The organism is Pseudocitrobacter sp. 2023LY-00077 (assembly GCF_055796175.1).
Window position 1 is genome coordinate 103,362 of sequence record NZ_JBSPEI010000003.1, and the last position, 17,555, is coordinate 120,916.

Annotated in this window: 17 protein-coding genes; 2 read left to right on the plus strand and 15 right to left on the minus strand. The window is 55.3% G+C overall.

The window, feature by feature from the left end; genetic code table 11:
- Window positions 1–101 precede the first annotated feature (101 nt).
- Window positions 102–542, plus strand: coding sequence for a DUF2756 family protein (locus tag ACWWFX_RS04890; protein ID WP_276218838.1), 441 nt, complete (start codon window positions 102–104; stop codon window positions 540–542).
- Here ACWWFX_RS04890 and ugpQ read toward each other — a convergent pair.
- From ugpQ to livK, 10 genes are all read right to left on the minus strand, one after another.
- Complete coding sequence (gene ugpQ / locus ACWWFX_RS04895) at window positions 539–1,279, minus strand: glycerophosphodiester phosphodiesterase (RefSeq protein ID WP_276218840.1); 741 nt, start codon at window positions 1,277–1,279, stop codon at window positions 539–541. The two genes, ACWWFX_RS04890 and ugpQ, sit on opposite strands and share 4 nt — an antisense overlap.
- A complete protein-coding gene (locus ACWWFX_RS04900; RefSeq protein WP_473223334.1) occupies window positions 1,276–2,346 on the minus strand; it encodes a sn-glycerol-3-phosphate import ATP-binding protein UgpC in 1,071 nt (356 codons plus the stop codon). Before ACWWFX_RS04900 ends, ugpQ begins: the two co-directional genes overlap by 4 nt.
- 1 nt (window position 2,347) lies before the next feature.
- Window positions 2,348–3,193, minus strand: a complete 846-nt coding sequence (gene ugpE / locus ACWWFX_RS04905; RefSeq protein ID WP_276218844.1) for a sn-glycerol-3-phosphate ABC transporter permease UgpE — start codon at window positions 3,191–3,193, stop codon at window positions 2,348–2,350.
- The gene (gene ugpA, locus ACWWFX_RS04910; RefSeq protein WP_456146907.1) at window positions 3,190–4,077 is read right to left on the minus strand and encodes a sn-glycerol-3-phosphate ABC transporter permease UgpA; all 888 of its coding nucleotides are present in this window, start codon (window positions 4,075–4,077) and stop codon (window positions 3,190–3,192) included. The genes ugpE and ugpA overlap by 4 nt, the downstream gene beginning before the upstream one ends.
- Window positions 4,078–4,200: 123 nt before the next feature.
- On the minus strand, window positions 4,201–5,517 hold the full coding sequence (gene ugpB, locus ACWWFX_RS04915; protein WP_456146906.1) for a sn-glycerol-3-phosphate ABC transporter substrate-binding protein UgpB: 1,317 nt from the start codon (window positions 5,515–5,517) through the stop codon (window positions 4,201–4,203).
- Between the two features lie 289 nt (window positions 5,518–5,806).
- A complete protein-coding gene (gene livF, locus ACWWFX_RS04920; RefSeq protein WP_015962635.1) occupies window positions 5,807–6,520 on the minus strand; it encodes a high-affinity branched-chain amino acid ABC transporter ATP-binding protein LivF in 714 nt (237 codons plus the stop codon).
- Window position 6,521: 1 nt separating this feature from the next.
- Window positions 6,522–7,289 (minus strand): high-affinity branched-chain amino acid ABC transporter ATP-binding protein LivG, encoded by a 768-nt coding sequence (gene livG, locus ACWWFX_RS04925; protein WP_456146904.1) that lies wholly within the window; start codon window positions 7,287–7,289, stop codon window positions 6,522–6,524.
- Entirely contained in the window at window positions 7,286–8,563 is a 1,278-nt protein-coding gene (locus ACWWFX_RS04930; RefSeq protein ID WP_276218853.1) for a high-affinity branched-chain amino acid ABC transporter permease LivM, read from the minus strand. The genes livG and ACWWFX_RS04930 overlap by 4 nt, the downstream gene beginning before the upstream one ends.
- Window positions 8,560–9,486, minus strand: a complete 927-nt coding sequence (gene livH / locus ACWWFX_RS04935) for a high-affinity branched-chain amino acid ABC transporter permease LivH (RefSeq protein WP_276218855.1) — start codon at window positions 9,484–9,486, stop codon at window positions 8,560–8,562. Before livH ends, ACWWFX_RS04930 begins: the two co-directional genes overlap by 4 nt.
- A 54-nt stretch (window positions 9,487–9,540) precedes the next feature.
- Entirely contained in the window at window positions 9,541–10,650 is a 1,110-nt protein-coding gene (gene livK, locus ACWWFX_RS04940) for a high-affinity branched-chain amino acid ABC transporter substrate-binding protein LivK (protein ID WP_276218857.1), read from the minus strand.
- Window positions 10,651–11,070: 420 nt separating this feature from the next.
- On the opposite strand from livK, the gene panM reads away from it, so the two are divergent.
- A complete protein-coding gene (panM, locus tag ACWWFX_RS04945; protein WP_276218859.1) occupies window positions 11,071–11,454 on the plus strand; it encodes an aspartate 1-decarboxylase autocleavage activator PanM in 384 nt (127 codons plus the stop codon).
- A 102-nt stretch (window positions 11,455–11,556) separates the two neighbouring features.
- Here the strand turns inward: panM and livJ are convergent, their stop codons facing one another.
- The 5 genes from livJ to ftsY all read right to left on the minus strand — a co-directional run bounded on the left by livJ (window position 11,557) and on the right by ftsY (window position 17,421).
- The gene (gene livJ / locus ACWWFX_RS04950; protein WP_149464102.1) at window positions 11,557–12,660 is read right to left on the minus strand and encodes a branched chain amino acid ABC transporter substrate-binding protein LivJ; all 1,104 of its coding nucleotides are present in this window, start codon (window positions 12,658–12,660) and stop codon (window positions 11,557–11,559) included.
- A 339-nt stretch (window positions 12,661–12,999) separates the two neighbouring features.
- Window positions 13,000–13,854 carry an RNA polymerase sigma factor RpoH gene (gene rpoH / locus ACWWFX_RS04955; RefSeq protein WP_015962625.1) on the minus strand — a complete coding sequence of 285 codons (855 nt, stop codon included), beginning with the start codon at window positions 13,852–13,854 and terminating at the stop codon, window positions 13,000–13,002.
- Between the two features lie 243 nt (window positions 13,855–14,097).
- Window positions 14,098–15,153 (minus strand): permease-like cell division protein FtsX, encoded by a 1,056-nt coding sequence (gene ftsX / locus ACWWFX_RS04960; protein ID WP_473223335.1) that lies wholly within the window; start codon window positions 15,151–15,153, stop codon window positions 14,098–14,100.
- The gene (gene ftsE / locus ACWWFX_RS04965) at window positions 15,146–15,814 is read right to left on the minus strand and encodes a cell division ATP-binding protein FtsE (protein WP_015962623.1); all 669 of its coding nucleotides are present in this window, start codon (window positions 15,812–15,814) and stop codon (window positions 15,146–15,148) included. The genes ftsX and ftsE overlap by 8 nt, the downstream gene beginning before the upstream one ends.
- A 2-nt stretch (window positions 15,815–15,816) precedes the next feature.
- A complete protein-coding gene (gene ftsY, locus ACWWFX_RS04970; RefSeq protein ID WP_473223336.1) occupies window positions 15,817–17,421 on the minus strand; it encodes a signal recognition particle-docking protein FtsY in 1,605 nt (534 codons plus the stop codon).
- Window positions 17,422–17,555: the final 134 nt, after the last annotated feature.

Genomic DNA, 17,555 nt, shown 5'->3' on the forward strand with positions numbered 1-17,555 from the left:
GTAACAGGTCCCGCTTAAGCCTGGTTCAAAACTCCTAAAAAATCATCGTTATGGCAAAAACGAGGTAAACTTAAGAGATCCCTCAGAAGGGAGGAGAGACAATGAAACGATTACTGATTCTGGCGGCACTGCTTCCGTTTGCCGCTTTAGCACAGCCACTCAATACCACCAACAACCCCAATCTGCCGGATTACAAAATTCCGAGCCAGCAGCGGTTACAAACCCAGATGAAATCGCAGCAGGTGCAGCAGAAAGGGATGCTGAATCAACAGTTGCAAACGCAAACGCGCGTTCAGCAGCAACAGCTTCAGACGCAGATGAATAATGACAGGCAGCGTATCCAGCAGGCCCAGCCGGGGGAGCGAAACCCCGCAGGTCAGCAAATGCTCCCCAATACTAACGGCGGGATGCTGAACCAGGGCGGGGCATCAGGGAATAGCGATTCGATGTTGAATAATCAGCAGCATATGTTGCCGCAGCGGCAGAATGGCGACATGTTGAATAACAATCCTAATCTGCCGGTGAAAACCAATCTGCCTTAAGGCTGGAAGTTCGGGCCGATGATATCAATGGCATCGGTGCAGATGCAGTTCACGCCCCAGCGCAGCAGTTGTGATGCGCGCTGGGGCTTGTTCACCGTGTACACCAGAATCTTCAGACCCGCCTCACGCAGGGCATCCACGCGCGCTTCATCCAGCAGTTTGTGGTTGAGGTGAATCGACACGCAGCCCAGCCGCGTGGTCAGTTCACGCCAGTCATCACGCCATTCATCCAGCAATAAACCACGCGGCAATTCCGGCGCGGCCTGCTGTGCCGCTTCCAGCGCATCAATTTCAAACGACGAGAGCAGCGGCGGCGTCATGCCTGCCCACAGTTCACGCGCCGCCAGCGCCACCGCTTTCCCGGTTAGCGGCCCGGTTCCGGTGGTCGGTTTGATTTCGATGTTCGCCATCATGCCGTATTCGCGGCAACGTTCCGCCACCTGCGAGAGCAGCGGCAGCGGTTCACCTTTGAATTCACCACTAAACCAGCTACCCGCGTCCACGCGCAGTAAATCGTGCCAGTTCAGTTCGCCCGCCACGCCCCAGCCGTTGCTGGTGCGCTCAAGGTTATCGTCGTGCAACAGGAAAATTTCGCCGTCTTTCGACAACTTCACGTCGAACTCAATCATGGTGTGACCGTATCGCGCCCCCACATCTATAGCCGCCAGCGTGTTTTCCGGAGCCAGTCTGCCGCCGCCACGATGGGCCGCAACGTGGGGATAAGGCCAGTTACTCATATTCTTTGTCCTGTTTCGCCATCAAAAAGATGCAAATGATTGTCCGGCAGATGCAACCACAGCGTGCTGCCTGCCGTCGGGCGTTCCTGATGAGACAGACGCACCACCAGCTTTTGCGCGCCCCAGCGACCATGCGCAAGGTTATCCGCGCCCAGCATCTCCAGAGTGTCCATCACCAGCGGTATCCCGCCTTCCGCCTGCGAGCTTAACGCAATATGCTCCGGGCGGATACCGAGGGTCATTTTACGCCCGGCGTGCTGACGAGAGTAGCCATTCAGCGGCAGCAACAGACCCTCTTCCAGTTCAAAGTGCGTGCCTTCATTGTTGATGCGCCCGGCCAGCAGGTTCATCGCCGGGCTGCCGATAAAACTCGCCACAAACAGGCTGGCGGGCTTTTCGTACACTTCTACCGGCGTACCAATCTGTTCGGCGATGCCGCCATTCATCACCATCACGCGCTGGGCGAGCGTCATCGCCTCAACCTGATCGTGGGTCACGTACAGCGAGGTGGTTTTCAGGCGGCGATGCAGTTGTTGCAGCTCAAGGCGCATCTGCACGCGCAGCTTGGCATCCAGATTCGAGAGTGGTTCATCGAACAGGAACACCGCCGGGTCGCGCACAATCGCGCGGCCCATCGCCACGCGCTGACGCTGACCGCCAGAAAGCTCGCGCGGGCGACGCTTAAGCAGGCCGTCAAGCTCCAGAATACGCGCGGCCTCTTTCACCCGCTCGGCAATCTGCTGTTTACCCATGCCGCGTATTTTCAGCCCCCACGCCATGTTCTCCTCCACGCTCATATGCGGGTAGAGGGCGTAGTTCTGGAACACCATCGCAATGCCGCGATCTTTCGGTTCCATTTCGGTCACGCGCTTGCCGTCAATCCAGATATCGCCGCTGGTCGCCCGTTCAAGCCCGGCGACCATGCGCAGCAAAGTGGATTTCCCGCAGCCGGACGGCCCGACCATCACGATGAATTCGCCATCGGCCACGTCCAGCGTCAGCGGTTTAATGACCTGGGTTTTGCCATCCCAGCTTTTGGTTATTGCCTGTAATTTCAGTCCTGCCATCTTATTTCTCACTGTCCACTAAACCGCGTACAAAGGCACGCTGCATCACTAAAACAATCACCACGGGTGGGATAAGCGTTAATAACATCGCTGCCATCACCTGGTTCCATTGGGTTGTGCCTTCGCCGGTGGCGATCATGCCTTTGATACCCGCAACGGTGGTGCCGAGATCAACATCGGTGATGATCAGCAGCGGCCACAGATACTGGTTCCAGCCATAGATAAAGGTGATCACGAAAAGCGCCGCCAGATTGGTTTTCGACAGCGGGAAGACGATGTCGCGGAAAAAACGCATCGGCGAGGCGCCATCAATACGCGCGGCTTCCACCAGCTCATCCGGGAGGGTCATAAAGAACTGACGGAACAGGAACGTCGCGGTTGCCGAAGCCATTAACGGCAGCGTCAGCCCGGCGTAGCTATCCAGCATCTTCAGGTTGGCAATGACCTCTACCGTCGGGAAGATACGCACTTCAACCGGCAGCATCAGGGTGATAAAAATCATCCAGAAGAAGAGGTTACGCAGCGGAAAACGAAACCAGACAATCGCAAATGCCGAGAGCATCGAGACGGTGATTTTTCCCACCGTTATGCTGAAGGCCATCACAAAACTGTTAAGCATCATTCGCCAGAACGGTGCGCTGTTCACACCAACACCGTTCACCCAGATGTGATGCATATTCTCCAGCAGATGCGTCCCCGGTATCAGCGTCATCGGCGTAGCGAAGACCGCCTGGTCATCCAGCGTCGCCGCCACAAAGGCGACGTACAGCGGGAAGAGGATCACCGCAATCCCCAGAATCAACATCGTATGGCTGAATATCGTCAGCCCCGGACGGTTCTCAATCATTGGTAACGCACCTTACTTTCCACATAGCGGAACTGCACCACCGTCAGCACGATAACGAGGAACATCAGCACCACCGACTGCGCGGCAGAGGCCGAGAGATCCAGCCCGGTAAAACCTTCGCGATAAATTTTATAAATCAGCGTGGTGGTCGCCTGCACTGGTCCGCCCGCCGTCGCGGCGTCAATCACCGGGAAGGTGTCGAAGAAGGCGTAGACCAAGTTCACCACCAGCAGGAAGAAGCTAACCGGCGCAATCAGCGGCAGAGCAAGCTTGAAGAAACGGCGAATCGGGCCGGCGCCATCAATCGCCGCCGCCTCAATCAGCGAACGCGGAATGGATTGCAGCGCAGCGTAGAAGAACAGGAAGTTGTAGCTGATTTGCTTCCAGACCGAGGCGAACACCACAAGGAACATCGCCTGGCCGCTGTTTTGCGCGTGGTTCCAGTCGTAACCGAATTCGGCGAGGAAATGGGTGATCAACCCGCGCCCCGGGTTGAAGAGGAAAATCCATAGCACCGCCGCGACGGCAGGCGCGACGGCGTAAGGCAGCAGCATCAGCGTTTGATACAGACGACTGCCGCGCACGATGTACTCCACCAGCGCGGCGAAGACAAGCGAGATCACCAGACCGCTGACGGTCACCATGGCGCTGAATTTGATCGTCGTCCAGAAAGAATCGAGATAGTAACTGTCCTGGAACAGGGTGACGAAGTTATCCAGGCCAACAAACTGGCTGGAAAAACCAAACGGATCGACGCTTTGCAGCGAGTACCACAGCGCTTCGCCCGCAGGCCAGATAAAGAAAATAACGGTGATAACCAACTGCGGGGCAACCAGCAAATAGGGCAGCCAGCGCGAGCGGAACACCGGACGGGATGATGACATAGTTGGACTCTTGGTTGAATTGCCCCTCACCCCGGCCCTCTCCCTGAGGGAGAGGGTGAAAAAACGCGCCGATCTGTTCCCTCTCCCTGAGGGAGAGGGTTAGGGTGAGGGGGAAAGTACGGATTAAGACTTCGTCGATTTCTCAAAGCGGCGCAGCAACTGATTTCCGCGCTCGACGGCAGAATCCAGCGCCTGCTGAGGCGTTTTCTTACCGGTCCACACGCTTTCCAGTTCTTCATCGACAATGACGCGGATCTGCGGCATGTTGCCCAGACGCAGCCCTTTGGTGAACGGCAGCGGCGGCTTGTTCAGCATCTGACGCGTGGCGGTATCCGCACCCGGGTTTTTATCGTAGTAGCCCTGCTCGCGGGTCAGGTCATAGGCGGCGGTAGTGATTGGCAGATAACCGGTTTTCTGATGCCACTCGGCGGCATTTTCCGGCTTCGCCAGGAATTCGAGGAACTTCGCCACACCGGTGTAGGTTTCTTTATCTTTACCCTGCATCACCCACAGGCTTGCCCCGCCGATAATGGCGTTCTGCGGCGCGCCTTTGGCGTCTGCATCGTACGGCATCATGCCCACGCCGTAGTTGAATTTGGCATACTGACGGATGTTCGCCAGCGAGCCCGAAGAGGCGGTGGTAATCGCGCAGTCGCCGTTATAGAACTTCTCGGTCGATTCGTCTTTGCGGCCCACGTAGCTGAAATCGCCCTTCTTGTTCATCTCCTGCAACAGCGCGATGTGTTTCACCTGCTCCGGTTTGTTGAATTCCAGCACCGCATCCGTGCCGTCAAAACCGTTGTTTTTGCTGGCAAACGGCAGGCCGTTCCAGGCGCTGAAGTTTTCCAGTTGGATCCACCCCTGCCAGCCGCTGGCGTAACCGCACTTCATCCCCGCCGCTTTCAGTTTTTCGGTATAAGCCGCTAAGTCCTGCCAGGTTTTCGGCGGCTGTTCCGGGTCCAGGCCCGCTTTTTTGAAGGCATCTTTGTTGTAGTAGAGAACAGGCGTGGAGCTGTTAAACGGCTGAGAAAGGAGATGCCCGGTTTTCGCATCGGAGTAGTAACCGGAAACCGTTGGCACAAACTGCGACTCATCGAAGTTAATTCCGGCGTCTTTAAACACCTCATACACCGGTTTAATGGCTTTCGATGCCATCATCGTGGCGGTGCCCACTTCATACACCTGCAAAATCGCCGGGGCATTCCCGGTACGGAACGCGGCGATACCCGCGCTCAGGTTCTGTTCGTAGTTACCCTTGTAGATAGGCACAATTTTGTAATCCGGGTTGGCGGCATTGAAACGCTGCGCCAGAGAATCAACTTCTTTACCCAACTCCCCTTCCATCGAATGCCAGAACGGAATGTTAGTCACTGCCAGTGCCTGGCCAACAAATACCAGACTGAGCGCCAATCCTGAGGCTGTATGTCGTAACAGTTTCATTGATTATCTCTCTTGTTGTTTCGAATGCGCGATTTCACGCGTTTTATGCTCGCGGGGGTAACATGACATGCTCGAATTACAGAAAAATAACGTTTTTATTACAAAAAAAAGATAGTCAGGCGTCAGAGGGATGGCAAGACGATGACGCTGCGGTGACAGGAAAATGGGAGGTGGGGCACGTATAGGTACGATTCAGGCACAATAAAGCCGGGTGGCGACGTCGCCTTACCCGGCCTGATGAGTATTGAATTTGTAGGCCCGGTAAGCGTAGCGCCACCGGGCATATGCGTTAACCGCCCAAATACGCACTTCTCACCGCTTCGTTCGCCAGCAGCGCGTCGCCGGTATCTTCGAGTACCACGTGACCGTTTTCGAGCACGTAGCCGCGGTCAGCGAGCTTCAGCGCCTGGTTGGCGTTCTGCTCGACAAGGAAGATGGTCATCCCCTGCTCGCGCAGTTGTTCGATGGTGTCGAAGATCTGCTGAATGATGATTGGCGCCAGGCCGAGCGAAGGCTCATCCAGCAACAGCAGGCGCGGGTTGCTCATCAGTGCACGACCAATCGCCAGCATCTGTTGCTCACCGCCGGACATGGTACCCGCACGCTGAATACGGCGCTCGTGCAGGCGCGGGAAGAGTTCGTATACCCACTTAATACGCTCCTGGAACTGATCGCGTTCGGCAAAGAAGCCGCCCATCGCCAGGTTCTCTTCTACCGTCATACGCGAGAAGACACGACGCCCTTCCGGGACAATCGCCACCGCTTCGCGCATGATTTTCGCCGTCTGCCAGTCGGTAATGTCTTTATCATCGAAGACGATGCGCCCGCTGGTGGCGCGCGGATCGCCGCACAGTGTGCCGAGCAGCGTGGTTTTCCCCGCGCCGTTGGCACCAATCAGGGTGACGATTTCGCCCTGGTTGATATGCAGACTCACCTCATGCAGCGCCTGGATCTTGCCGTAGTGGGCATTGACCTTGTCAAAAGACAACATGACTTTTTCCATTTTATGCCTCACCTAAATACGCACGAATGACGTCCGGGTTGTTACGAATTTGCTCCGGCGTACCGTTCGCCAGCGGCGTGCCCTGGTTCACCACGTAGATGCGGTCGGAAATGCCCATCACCAGCTTCATGTCATGCTCAATCAGCAGAATGGTGGTGTTATGCTCGTTACGTAGCTCGGCAATCAGCTCGTCCAGCTCTTTGGTTTCTTTCGGGTTGAGGCCCGCAGCAGGCTCATCGAGCATCAGAATTTCCGGCTGCGTGACCATGCAGCGAGCGATCTCCAGACGACGCTGGTCACCGTACGCCAGGTTGCTCGCCTGGCGGTTAGCGTGTTCCAGCAGGCCAATACGCTCAAGCCAGGTCGCGGCGCGATCGAGCGCTTCGCTCTGGGCGCGACGGAATGACGGAGTTTTCAGCAGGCCGGAGAAAACGCCGGTTTTCAGTTGTTGATGCTGCGCCACCAGCAGGTTTTCAATCACCGTCATTTCGCGGAACAGGCGCACGTGCTGGAAGGTACGCACCACGCCCATACGGGCGATTTGCTGGCCGGGCAGCCCTTCCAGGTGCTGGTCGCGCAGCATGATGGTGCCGCCTGTCGGCTTGTAGAAACCGGTCAGGCAGTTGAAGACCGTGGTTTTCCCCGCGCCGTTCGGGCCAATCAGGGAGACAATCTCCTGCGGGCGCAGCTCAAGATTGACGTTATTGACCGCCAGCAGGCCGCCAAAACGCATCATCAGGCCGCTAACGGATAATAATGGCTGACTCATGCCTGCTCTCCTTTCGCTTTCCCGTTTTTCAACTTCATCTGTACACGGGTCATCGGCAACAAGCCCTGCGGACGCCAGATCATCATCAGCACCATCAAACCACCCAGCATTAACATGCTGTATTCGTTAAAGTCGCGCATCAGTTCACGCGAGACCACCAGCAGGATAGCCGCAAGAATAACGGCAAACTGCGAGCCCATCCCGCCCAGTACCACAATTGCCAGCACGAAAGCGGATTCGGCGAAAGTGAACGATTCCGGGCTGACGAACCCCTGACGTGCGGCAAACAGCGTACCGGCAAAACCAGCGAACGCGGCGCTGATGGTAAAGGCCGTCAGCTTGATACGCGTCGGGCTCAGGCCCAGGGAGCGGCAGGCGATTTCATCTTCACGCAGCGCTTCCCACGCACGGCCCAGCGGCATACGCAGCAGGCGGTTAATCACGAACAGCGAGAACACCACCAGCAGCAGCGCCACCAGATAGAGCCAGATCACGCGATCGGACGGGTCATACTTCACGCCAAAGAAGTTGCTGAAGGTATCCCAGCCGCCTTCGCGCGCGGAACGGCTGAACTCCAGGCCGAAGAAGGTCGGTTTAGGGATCTGGCTGATCCCGTTCGGGCCGCCGGTAATTTCAGTGTTGTTGAGCAGCAGAATGCGAACGATTTCCCCAAAGCCTAAGGTGACAATCGCCAGATAATCACCGCGCAAACGCAGCACCGGGAAGCCAAGCAGGAAGCCCGCCGCCGCGGAAACCAGCCCCGCCAGCGGTAAACAGGTCCAGAAACCAAGCCCGTAATAGTGGTTCAGCAGCGCGAAGGTATACGCGCCGATGGCATAAAAACCGCCGTAGCCCAGCACCAGCAGGCCAGACAGGCCAACAACCACGTTCAGACCGAGACCGAGAATGATATAAATCATGGTCAGGGTGGCGATATCGACCGTACCGCGCGACACCATAAACGGCCACGCCACAGCGATCACCAGCAGCGCCACGAGGAACAGTTTCTGTTTAACGGTGGATCCATCAATCGCCGGCAGAACAAACTTCGGCCCGGAGACGTTTTTCAGGGTGTTCTGGAAAACAGGACGCAGCAACTGGAAGAAGAAGACCACCGCCGTACCGATGTAAACCCACTGCCAGCGAATATCCGCCGCCGAGCCCACCACCAGTTTGGTGCCATCCAGCTGTAACTGAACGCCCATAAAGACGCCCGCCAGAATAAAGAACATGACGGCAGAGAGCAGCGCCATTGCAAAATGCATCGGTTTCATACTTTCTCTACCTCCGGGCGACCCAGAATACCGGTCGGCATCACCAGCAGCACCAGAATCAGCAGGGCGAACGACACCACGTCTTTGTATTCAGTACTCAAATAAGCAGAAGAGAGCGCCTCGGCGATGCCGAGGATCAGGCCGCCAATCATTGCGCCTGGAATACTGCCGATACCGCCCAGCACCGCCGCGGTGAAGGCTTTCATCCCGGCCATAAAGCCGATATACGGGTTAATCACGCCGTAGAACTGGCCGAGCAGTACGCCCGCAACCGCTGCCATTGCCGCACCAATTACGAAGGTAAGTGCAATCACGCGGTCAGTGTTGATACCCAGCAGACTCGCCATTTTCAGGTCTTCCGAACAGGCGCGGCAAGCACGGCCCATGCGGGAATAGCGGATAAACAGCGTCAGCGCCAGCATGGAAATAAAGGTCACAATCCAGATAACCAGCTGCATGGTGGTGATGCTGGCCGAGAAGTTTTCACTGCTGCCAATCGTCCACTGACCGTTAAACAGGCTCGGCAGCGCGACGTCGCGCGAACCTTCCGTCAGGCTAACGTAGTTTTGCAGGAAGATGGACATCCCGATGGCAGAGATCAGCGCAATCAGGCGCTTGGAGCTACGCACCGGGCGATACGCGACGCGTTCAATACTCCAGCCGTAGGCGCTGGCGATAATAATCGCACCGATAAACCCGGCGGCAACCAGCAGCCAGCTGGTATCAATACCCATCATCATCAGGGCAGCGATGATCATAAAGGAGACATAGCTACCGATCATATACACCTCGCCGTGGGCGAAGTTAATCATGCCGATAATGCCGTAAACCATGGTGTAACCGATGGCGATCAATGCATAGGTGCTTCCCAGCGTAACGCCGTTAAACATCTGCTGCATGAAATAGAGAAACTGCTCTGACATAAAATGACCTTTTTCAACCCCTCCGGGTGTTGCGCCCGGAGGGTGGGATGACAGTTACTTCGCCGGGGTTGATGAGCCGTCGGCGTGCCACTGGAAGACACCAAACTCAAATCCCTTCAGATCGCCTTTTTCATCCCATTTCAGCGGCCCAATCACGGTGTTCGCACCGTTTGCTTTCAAATCTTTTACCAGCGCCAGCGGCTCATCGCTGCCGGTACGCTCCATCGCGGTTGCCAGAGACTGCACCGCCGCATAGGTGATCCACACGTACGGGCCGCTCGGATCTTTCTTCTGCGCCTTCAGTGCATCCACAATCGCTTTGTTGGCCGGTTCCTGGTCATAGCGTTTCGGCATCGTCACCAGCATGCCTTCCCCGGCATCGCCCGCGATGTTAGAGAGTGACGCGTTGCCCACACCTTCCGGGCCCATAAACTGGGTCTTCAGGCCGACGGAACGCGCCTGGCGCAGCATCTGGCCCATTTCCGGGTAGTAGCCGCCGAAGTAAACGAAATCGATATTCTCTTTTTTCAGGCGCGCGATCAGCGCCGAGAAATCTTTTTCTCCGGCGGTGATACCGTCGAAGAAGACGATATTGGCTTTACCCGCTTTCAGGCCATCCTGCACGGAACGCGCCAGGCCTTCACCGTACTGCTGTTTGTCGTGGATGATAGCGATACGCTGCGGTTTCACCTTCTCCAGAATATATTTCGCGGCGGTCGGGCCCTGAGAGGAGTCGAGACCGGCGGTACGCATGATGTGCTGATAGCCACGCTGCGTCAGTTCCGGGTTGGTTGCGCCCGGCGTGATCATCAGAATGCCTTCATCTTCATAGATGTCGGAAGCCGGCTGCGTGGAGGAGGAGCAAAGGTGACCGATAACGTACTGAATGCCGTCGTTCACGATTTTGTTGGCCACGGCAACGGCCTGTTTCGGGTCGCACGCGTCGTCATACTCCACGCCAACCAGTTTGTTGCCTTTAATGCCGCCTTTAGCGTTGATGTCTTTAATCGCCTGACGCGCGCCATTGAACTCCATGTCGCCCCACTGGGCGACCGGGCCAGACATCGCGCCGACCACGGCGACTTTAATATCCTCTGCCATCGCAACATGCGACATTGCCAGTGCGATCAACCCTGCGATCGCTGTTTTCGCATTCGGTCTCATTTTTATGGATCCCCACTCGTGACGTGATTTATTTATTTTGTAGTTTTATGGTTAAAACGCACTTTGTTCTTTTTTTAAACAACGCTATTTTTACCAGTCTCTTTAATGGTTTAGCGCAGTTTTTTGGCTACAACCAGATTAAAATCTCTATTTTTCAGTCTATTAAGCAGAGATAATATTCTGTATTTCTGTCGAGATAAACAAAAAAAGTCCAGAATTCAGCATAAAATAACGGTACATAAGGCGGAATAAATCACTACTTTTCAGGGTAAAACACTGCCTATTTTTCAATCCATACTGGATAAAACTGCCTTTATCTGGCTAAAAAAATTAATCAGCTAATGAATGGATAAAAAACAGAATCGCCCTGAAAGGAAAATTAGGTACACTCAGTTACCCGTTTTGGCAGGATTTTTTCGAATGAAACTGACCATCATCCGCTTACAGTACTTCAGCGAACAGGATCGTCTCGATCTGGCAAAAATATGGCCGGAGTACGACATCGACACGCTCACCCTTGATGACAACCATCGTATTTATGCGGCACGCTTTAACGAGCGTCTGCTCGGCGCCGTGCGCGTCACGCTTGCAGGTACTCAGGCGACACTCGACTCACTGCGCGTGCGCGAAATCACCCGCCGTCGCGGCGTGGGGCAATATCTGCTGGAAGAAACGCTGGCGGATAACGCGCAGGCATCCAGCTGGTGGATGGCGGATATCGGCGTGGAAGACCGCGGCGCAATGGCGGCGTTTATGCAGGCGCTGGGCTTTACGGCACAGGCGGATGGGTGGGAGAAGCGGTAACGCTTGTTACCACAGGTGCGGCCTGATGCCCTCACCCCATCCCTCTCCCACAGGGAGAGGGCGCAAAGACTAAAACGGCAACCATGGGTTGCCGTTTGCTTTTTATTTGGCGTCAGTCGCCGTGCCGTTAGCGTGCCAGTCGAACACACCGAACTCGAAGCCTTTCAGATCGCCCTTCTCATCCCATGACAGCGGCCCCATTACGGTTTCTACGGAGTTCGCTTTCAGGTATTTTGCGATTTCCGCCGGGTCTTCAGACTGATTCAGGCCCGCCTGCAGTGATTGCAGCGCAGCATAGGTGGTCCACACGAATGCGCCGCTCGGGTCCTGTTTCTTCGCCTTAATCGCATCCACAATCGGTTTGTTCGCCGGGACCTGGTCATAGTTCTTCGGCTTGGTCACTAACAGACCTTCCGCAGAGTCGCCCGCGATGTTAGACAGTGAAACGTTCGCCACGCCTTCCGGCCCCATAAACTGGGTTTTCAGGCCCGCCGCGCGGGACTGACGCAGGATCTGCCCCATCTCCGGGTGATAGCCGCCGAAGTAGACGAAATCGATGTTCTCTTTCTTCAGACGCGCGACCAGGGTCGAGAAGTCTTTCTCGCCTGCGGTGATGCCGTCAAAGAAGACCACGTTGGCGTTGCCTTTCTTCAGGTTGTCCTGAACGGCACGCGCCAGGCCTTCACCGTACTGCTGCTTATCATGCACGATAGCGATACGTTGCGGCTTCACTTTATCGAGAATGTATTTTGCCGCGGTTGGGCCCTGGTCAGAGTCCAGGCCGGTGGTACGCAGCAGCAGGTGATAACCGCGGGCGGTCAGCTCCGGAGCGGTCGCCGCCGGGGTGATCATCAGAATGCCTTCATCTTCATAGATATCAGAAGCGGGCTGAGTGGAAGATGAGCAAAGGTGGCCGATAACATATTTGATGCCATCGTTAACCACTTTGTTCGCCACCGCGACCGCCTGTTTCGGGTCACAGGCATCATCATATTTTACGATTTGCAGCTTATTACCCTTGATGCCGCCTTTGGCGTTGATATCCGCAACCGCCTGCTCAGCACCGGTAAACTCCTGGTCGCCATACTGCGCAACCGGGCCAGACATCGCGCCCACGACCGCGACTTTAATGTTCTCTGCGAAAGCCATGTTACTGAACGCCAGCGCAATACATCCTGCCAGTAACGCTTTACCCTTCATGTTCATCCTGAGGTTCCCCATTGTTATGGTGATTGTATTTGTTGTGATGTTGTTGTGTGACACGTTATTCTGCTTTTATCTATAAGATAAGCATATGATAGTAGTAAGAACCGATGCATGCGGTGTCATAGCAGCATAGTCTGCTAAAAACATACCCCATTTTTCGGATTTTGAAACGAGAAATTTGGAAGGGATGTAACAGATTTATGACATTCTCAGTGCCGATAGCGATTGCCGGATGGCGCTTCGCTTATCCGGCCTACCTAAGAATGTGCACGATAAAAAAACAAAAACCCCCAGACTCGCATCCAGGGGTTATCGGGTACTGCTTAACGCGTTGCGCGGTTACGCTTCAATCGCGGCGCGCAGTTTTTTCATCGCGTTCTTTTCCAGCTGACGTACACGTTCCGCTGAAACGCCGTAACGATCGGCCAGTTCCTGCAACGTCGACTTGTTGTCTTCGTCCAGCCAGCGCGCGCGGATAATGTCCTGGCTACGTTCGTCCAGACCCATCATCGCGTCAGTCAGCTTGTTGGCTGCCTGCTCTTCCCAGTTATCGTCTTCGATGCCGTCGGCAAAGTTAGACGTTTTATCCTGTAGATAAAGCACCGGCGCCATCGGCTGGCTGTCGGACTCGTCGTCGGAAGACATGTCAAAGGTCATGTCTTGTGCCGCCATACGGGATTCCATTTCACGGACATCTTTGCTGGATACGCCCAGTTCGCGCGCGACCATCTCGACTTCATCCTGGTTGAACCAGCCCAGACGCTGCTTAGTTTTACGCAGGTTAAAGAACAGCTTACGCTGTGCTTTGGTCGTTGCGACTTTCACGATACGCCAGTTACGCAGTACGTATTCATGAATTTCCGCTTTGATCCAGTGTACGGCGAAAGAGACCAGACGCACGCCCACTTCAGGGTTGAAGCGACGAACGGCTTTCATCAGGCCGATATTACCTTCCTGAATCAAGTCAGCCTGCGGCAGGCCATAGCCCGAGTAGTTACGAGCGATATGAACAACAAAGCGCAGGTGAGACAGGATCAGCGTTTTAGCTGCTTCCAGATCGCCCTGGTAATGCAGCTTTTCAGCGAGCGCCCGCTCTTCATCAGCCGTCAACATCGGCCATGCGTTCGCAGCCCGGATGTAAGACTCCAGGTTACCAACAGGGGCTAAAGCTAAATTTTGCATTTCTTTGGTCATTCAATCCTCTCAATCAATATCGTCTGGCCGTTGAGCAACAACCGTGCCAGAGCTTTTGAGCAACGAGATTATCATTCACTCTTTTATCAGACAGTGATTTTATCCACAAGTTCAATGCAACACTGTGAATAGATTACGCACAAAATGTGACACTCGATAAGCGAGGGCAGGGGAAAGGTAAGAGTGGAACGTATCCCCTGCTAACGGGAACTCGTAGCAGGGGAAGAGTATAACAGAACTTTATTACTCGGGAGTAAATCGACGTAAATGTTGTGCGGTGGCAAGCCATGCCGCAATCCATCCGATCATCGAGCAAACCAGCAGCAGTAACAGGCACTCATCGAACGATAAGCCACTGAGTTCAAACTGAGTTCCGAAAACACGCGCCACTTCAGTCACCGCAGAAGAGAGCCGCATCACCAAAATTTCTGACAGAATCAGTGAAAGAAATGCGCCGGAAAAACCGAGCAGCGCGCCACCATAAAGGAACGGACGCAGAATGAAACCATCCGTTGCGCCAATCAATTTCTGCACGTTAATGGTATCGCGACGGGCAAAGATGCTCAGACGCACGCTGTTACCGATGACGAGGAATACCGCCGCCACCATCAGCACGCCGATCATGGCGGATACGCGGCCCACCAGCCCGGTCAGCGAGGCCAGGCGCGCAAACCAGCTGTCATCCATACGCACTTCGTCCACGCCATCTACCTGCGCGACGCGGTCACGCAGGGTATTGAGCGAGTCAGTGCCCTGGAAATCGAGTTTCGGTATCACCACGGCCACCGCAGGCAACGGGTTCTCTTCCAGCATATCCAGCGCCCCACCAAAGCCGGACCAGTTGCGGAATTCGCCCAACGCTTCATCACGGGAAAGGTAGTTTACCTTTTCTACACCCTGCTCCGCCTGCAACTGCACGACCACGCGCGCCGCCGCATCGTCATCCAGCGTTTTTTGCAGATAAACCGTAATCTGCGGCGACGGGTAATATTGCGACGCCGCCGTGTTCACGTTCTTGTAGACCATATAGCACACGCTCGGCAGAGTCAGGGAGATGGCGATCACCATCACCGTCAGGAACGTGGCGAACGGCTTGCTTTTCAGGTCCTGTAATGCGCCCTGCCAGGCATAACGCACCTGCTCATTGAACACATTGGTTTTGCGGTTGGCCGGTTTCGGTGCGACTTTCGGGCGTTTTGGCGCGTTACGCCCACCGCCGCCTTTACCCACCGATTGGCGAATACGATCCAGCCTGCCGCCGAACTGGCGGATGTGATTCATTGCTTCGCGTTTATTCACCCGTGTGGCCTCCATGCAAATGGCCGTCGCTCAGCGTCAGCATACGGTAAGCGCGGCTGGAGATGAGGCCCAGGTCGTGGGTCGCCATCAATACCGTTACGCCAACGCGGTTAAACTCTTCGAACAGGCGCAAAATGCCTTCCGACAACGCGTTATCGAGGTTACCCGTTGGTTCATCCGCCAGCAGAACGGCAGGCTTGTTCACCACCGCACGGGCAATACCCACGCGCTGCTGCTCACCGCCGGAAAGTTGAATTGGGAAGTTTTTCGCTTTGTCGAGCAGCCCGACTTTATCCAGTGCCGCCGAGACGCGACGGCGGATATCATCATAGCTTGCTCCGGCAATAATCAGCGGGATCGCCACGTTATCAAACACGGTGCGGTCCATCAGCAGATGGTGATCCTGGAAAATCATGCCGATCTGGCGACGCAGGAACGGCACCTCACGGTTTTTCAGGCGGCTGATATCATGCCCGCTGAAGTAGATTTTCCCGGCGCTGGGCCGTTCAATCCCACAGATAAGCTTCAGCAGGGTACTTTTCCCTGCGCCGGAATGGCCGGTCAGGAATGCCATCTCGCCTGGTTGCATGTGGAAGGTCACTCCCTGCAACGCTTGTCTCCCGCCGAGATAGGCTTTGCTGACGTGTTCAAAGCGAATCATTGTTAATCCTCTCGGGCAAAAAGTGCCTCAATAAAATCGCCCGCTTTAAACGGACGCAAGTCCTCGATACGTTCGCCAACACCGATATAGCGAATCGGAATACCGAACTGGTCAGCCACAGAGAAGATAACCCCACCCTTCGCCGTACCGTCCAGTTTGGTGAGCGTAATCCCCGTCAGGCCAACGGCTTCATGGAACAATTTGGCCTGGCTTATTGCGTTCTGACCGGTGCTGGCGTCAATTGTCAGCATGACTTCATGCGGAGCCTCAACGTCGAGCTTTTTCATGACGCGGACAATTTTCTTCAGCTCTTCCATCAGGTGCGATTTGTTCTGCAAACGCCCTGCGGTATCGGCGATAAGTACATCGACGTTACGCGCCTTCGCCGCCTGAATAGCATCGAAAATCACCGATGCGGAGTCCGCGCCCGTATGCTGCGCGACCACCGGAATATTGTTACGCTGGCCCCACACCTGAAGCTGTTCCACCGCTGCTGCGCGGAAGGTATCGCCCGCCGCCAGCATTACCGATTTGCCCTGCTGCTCGAACTGACGCGCCAGCTTACCGATGGTGGTGGTTTTACCCACGCCGTTGACGCCAACCATCAGAATGACGAACGGGGTTTTGCCTTCAATATTAAGCGGTTCATCCACTTTTGCGAGAATATCGCCCATTTCATCTTTCAGCAGGCCGTACAGGGCTTCGGCATCGCGAAGCTGTTTGCGGCTGGCGCTTTCGGTCAGGCTGCTGATGATTTTACGGGTGGTTTCCACGCCGACGTCGGCAATCAACAGCTGTTCTTCCAGCTCTTCAAACAGATCATCGTCGATTTTCTTGCCACGGAACAGGCTGATAAATCCGGAACCGAGATTTTCTTTTGTTTTCAGAAGGCTGCGCTTGAGTCGCGCGAAGAAACCTTCTTTGGTCGGTTTTTCTTGCTCCTGTTGCTCAGGCTGTTCCTGCTGCTCTTCAACGGCTTCGGCGTCGATAGCGTTTTCTGCGGCATCAGCAGCGACCAGCGCCTGCGTCTCGAGCTCTTCATCGCTAATCACCGGCTCGTCTTCGACGAGGATTTCTTCGGCGACAGGCTCTACGGCTGCGGGCTCTTCAGCAACCGCTGTTTCTACGGCAGGCTCTTCAGCAACAGGCGTTTCAACGACGGGCTCTTCAACCACGGGTTCAACAACCGCGACCTCTTCAACCCGCGGTTCGGCCTCCTGAACAGGCTCAATCACCTCTTCAACGATAACCTCTTCCGGCTGCACTTCCGGCTCAGCAATGTCTTGCGCAATCTCTTCAGGCAGCGGCAGCTCTTCGTGCTCAATTACCGCTTCTGGCGCGACTTCAGGCTCAACCGGCTCAACGGGCTGCGGCTTTTCGCTCTCCGCAACCTCTTCGGTAACCTCTACCACCTCGGCGGCGGACGCTTCGCTCTCCTGCTGAGTGTGTTCAGCAGGCGCCTCGACAACCGCCGTATCATCCTGCGCAGGCTGCGCTTCTACCGCCGCCTGTTCTTCGATTTTTTGTTCAGATTCAACGTCCTGCTGCTGTTCTTTTTGCCCAAAGCCCAGCCAGGAAAAAAAGCCACGTTTCTTCTCTTTTGCCATTTGCGACTTAACTCCTCGCGGTTTATTTATGGCGCTGTTTCGCCATAACAGGGGCGAAAGCTAAAATAATGATGAAATTAGTCGGTTAGTCTACCACTTAACGCGGCGCGCATCACCGCCTGCGGATTAAGGTT

What these genes read in the sequence shown, in the direction of transcription:
- ACWWFX_RS04890 (WP_276218838.1), top strand. Translation starts at nt 102, where the DNA reads ATGAAACGATTACTGATTCTGGCGGCACTGCTTCCGTTTGCCGCTTTA.
- ugpQ (WP_276218840.1), bottom strand. Translation starts at nt 1,279, where the DNA reads ATGAGTAACTGGCCTTATCCCCACGTTGCGGCCCATCGTGGCGGCGGC.
- ACWWFX_RS04900 (WP_473223334.1), bottom strand. Translation starts at nt 2,346, where the DNA reads ATGGCAGGACTGAAATTACAGGCAATAACCAAAAGCTGGGATGGCAAA.
- ugpE (WP_276218844.1), bottom strand. Translation starts at nt 3,193, where the DNA reads ATGATTGAGAACCGTCCGGGGCTGACGATATTCAGCCATACGATGTTG.
- ugpA (WP_456146907.1), bottom strand. Translation starts at nt 4,077, where the DNA reads ATGTCATCATCCCGTCCGGTGTTCCGCTCGCGCTGGCTGCCCTATTTG.
- ugpB (WP_456146906.1), bottom strand. Translation starts at nt 5,517, where the DNA reads ATGAAACTGTTACGACATACAGCCTCAGGATTGGCGCTCAGTCTGGTA.
- livF (WP_015962635.1), bottom strand. Translation starts at nt 6,520, where the DNA reads ATGGAAAAAGTCATGTTGTCTTTTGACAAGGTCAATGCCCACTACGGC.
- livG (WP_456146904.1), bottom strand. Translation starts at nt 7,289, where the DNA reads ATGAGTCAGCCATTATTATCCGTTAGCGGCCTGATGATGCGTTTTGGC.
- ACWWFX_RS04930 (WP_276218853.1), bottom strand. Translation starts at nt 8,563, where the DNA reads ATGAAACCGATGCATTTTGCAATGGCGCTGCTCTCTGCCGTCATGTTC.
- livH (WP_276218855.1), bottom strand. Translation starts at nt 9,486, where the DNA reads ATGTCAGAGCAGTTTCTCTATTTCATGCAGCAGATGTTTAACGGCGTT.
- livK (WP_276218857.1), bottom strand. Translation starts at nt 10,650, where the DNA reads ATGAGACCGAATGCGAAAACAGCGATCGCAGGGTTGATCGCACTGGCA.
- panM (WP_276218859.1), top strand. Translation starts at nt 11,071, where the DNA reads ATGAAACTGACCATCATCCGCTTACAGTACTTCAGCGAACAGGATCGT.
- livJ (WP_149464102.1), bottom strand. Translation starts at nt 12,660, where the DNA reads ATGAACATGAAGGGTAAAGCGTTACTGGCAGGATGTATTGCGCTGGCG.
- rpoH (WP_015962625.1), bottom strand. Translation starts at nt 13,854, where the DNA reads ATGACCAAAGAAATGCAAAATTTAGCTTTAGCCCCTGTTGGTAACCTG.
- ftsE (WP_015962623.1), bottom strand. Translation starts at nt 15,814, where the DNA reads ATGATTCGCTTTGAACACGTCAGCAAAGCCTATCTCGGCGGGAGACAA.
- ftsY (WP_473223336.1), bottom strand. Translation starts at nt 17,421, where the DNA reads ATGGCAAAAGAGAAGAAACGTGGCTTTTTTTCCTGGCTGGGCTTTGGG.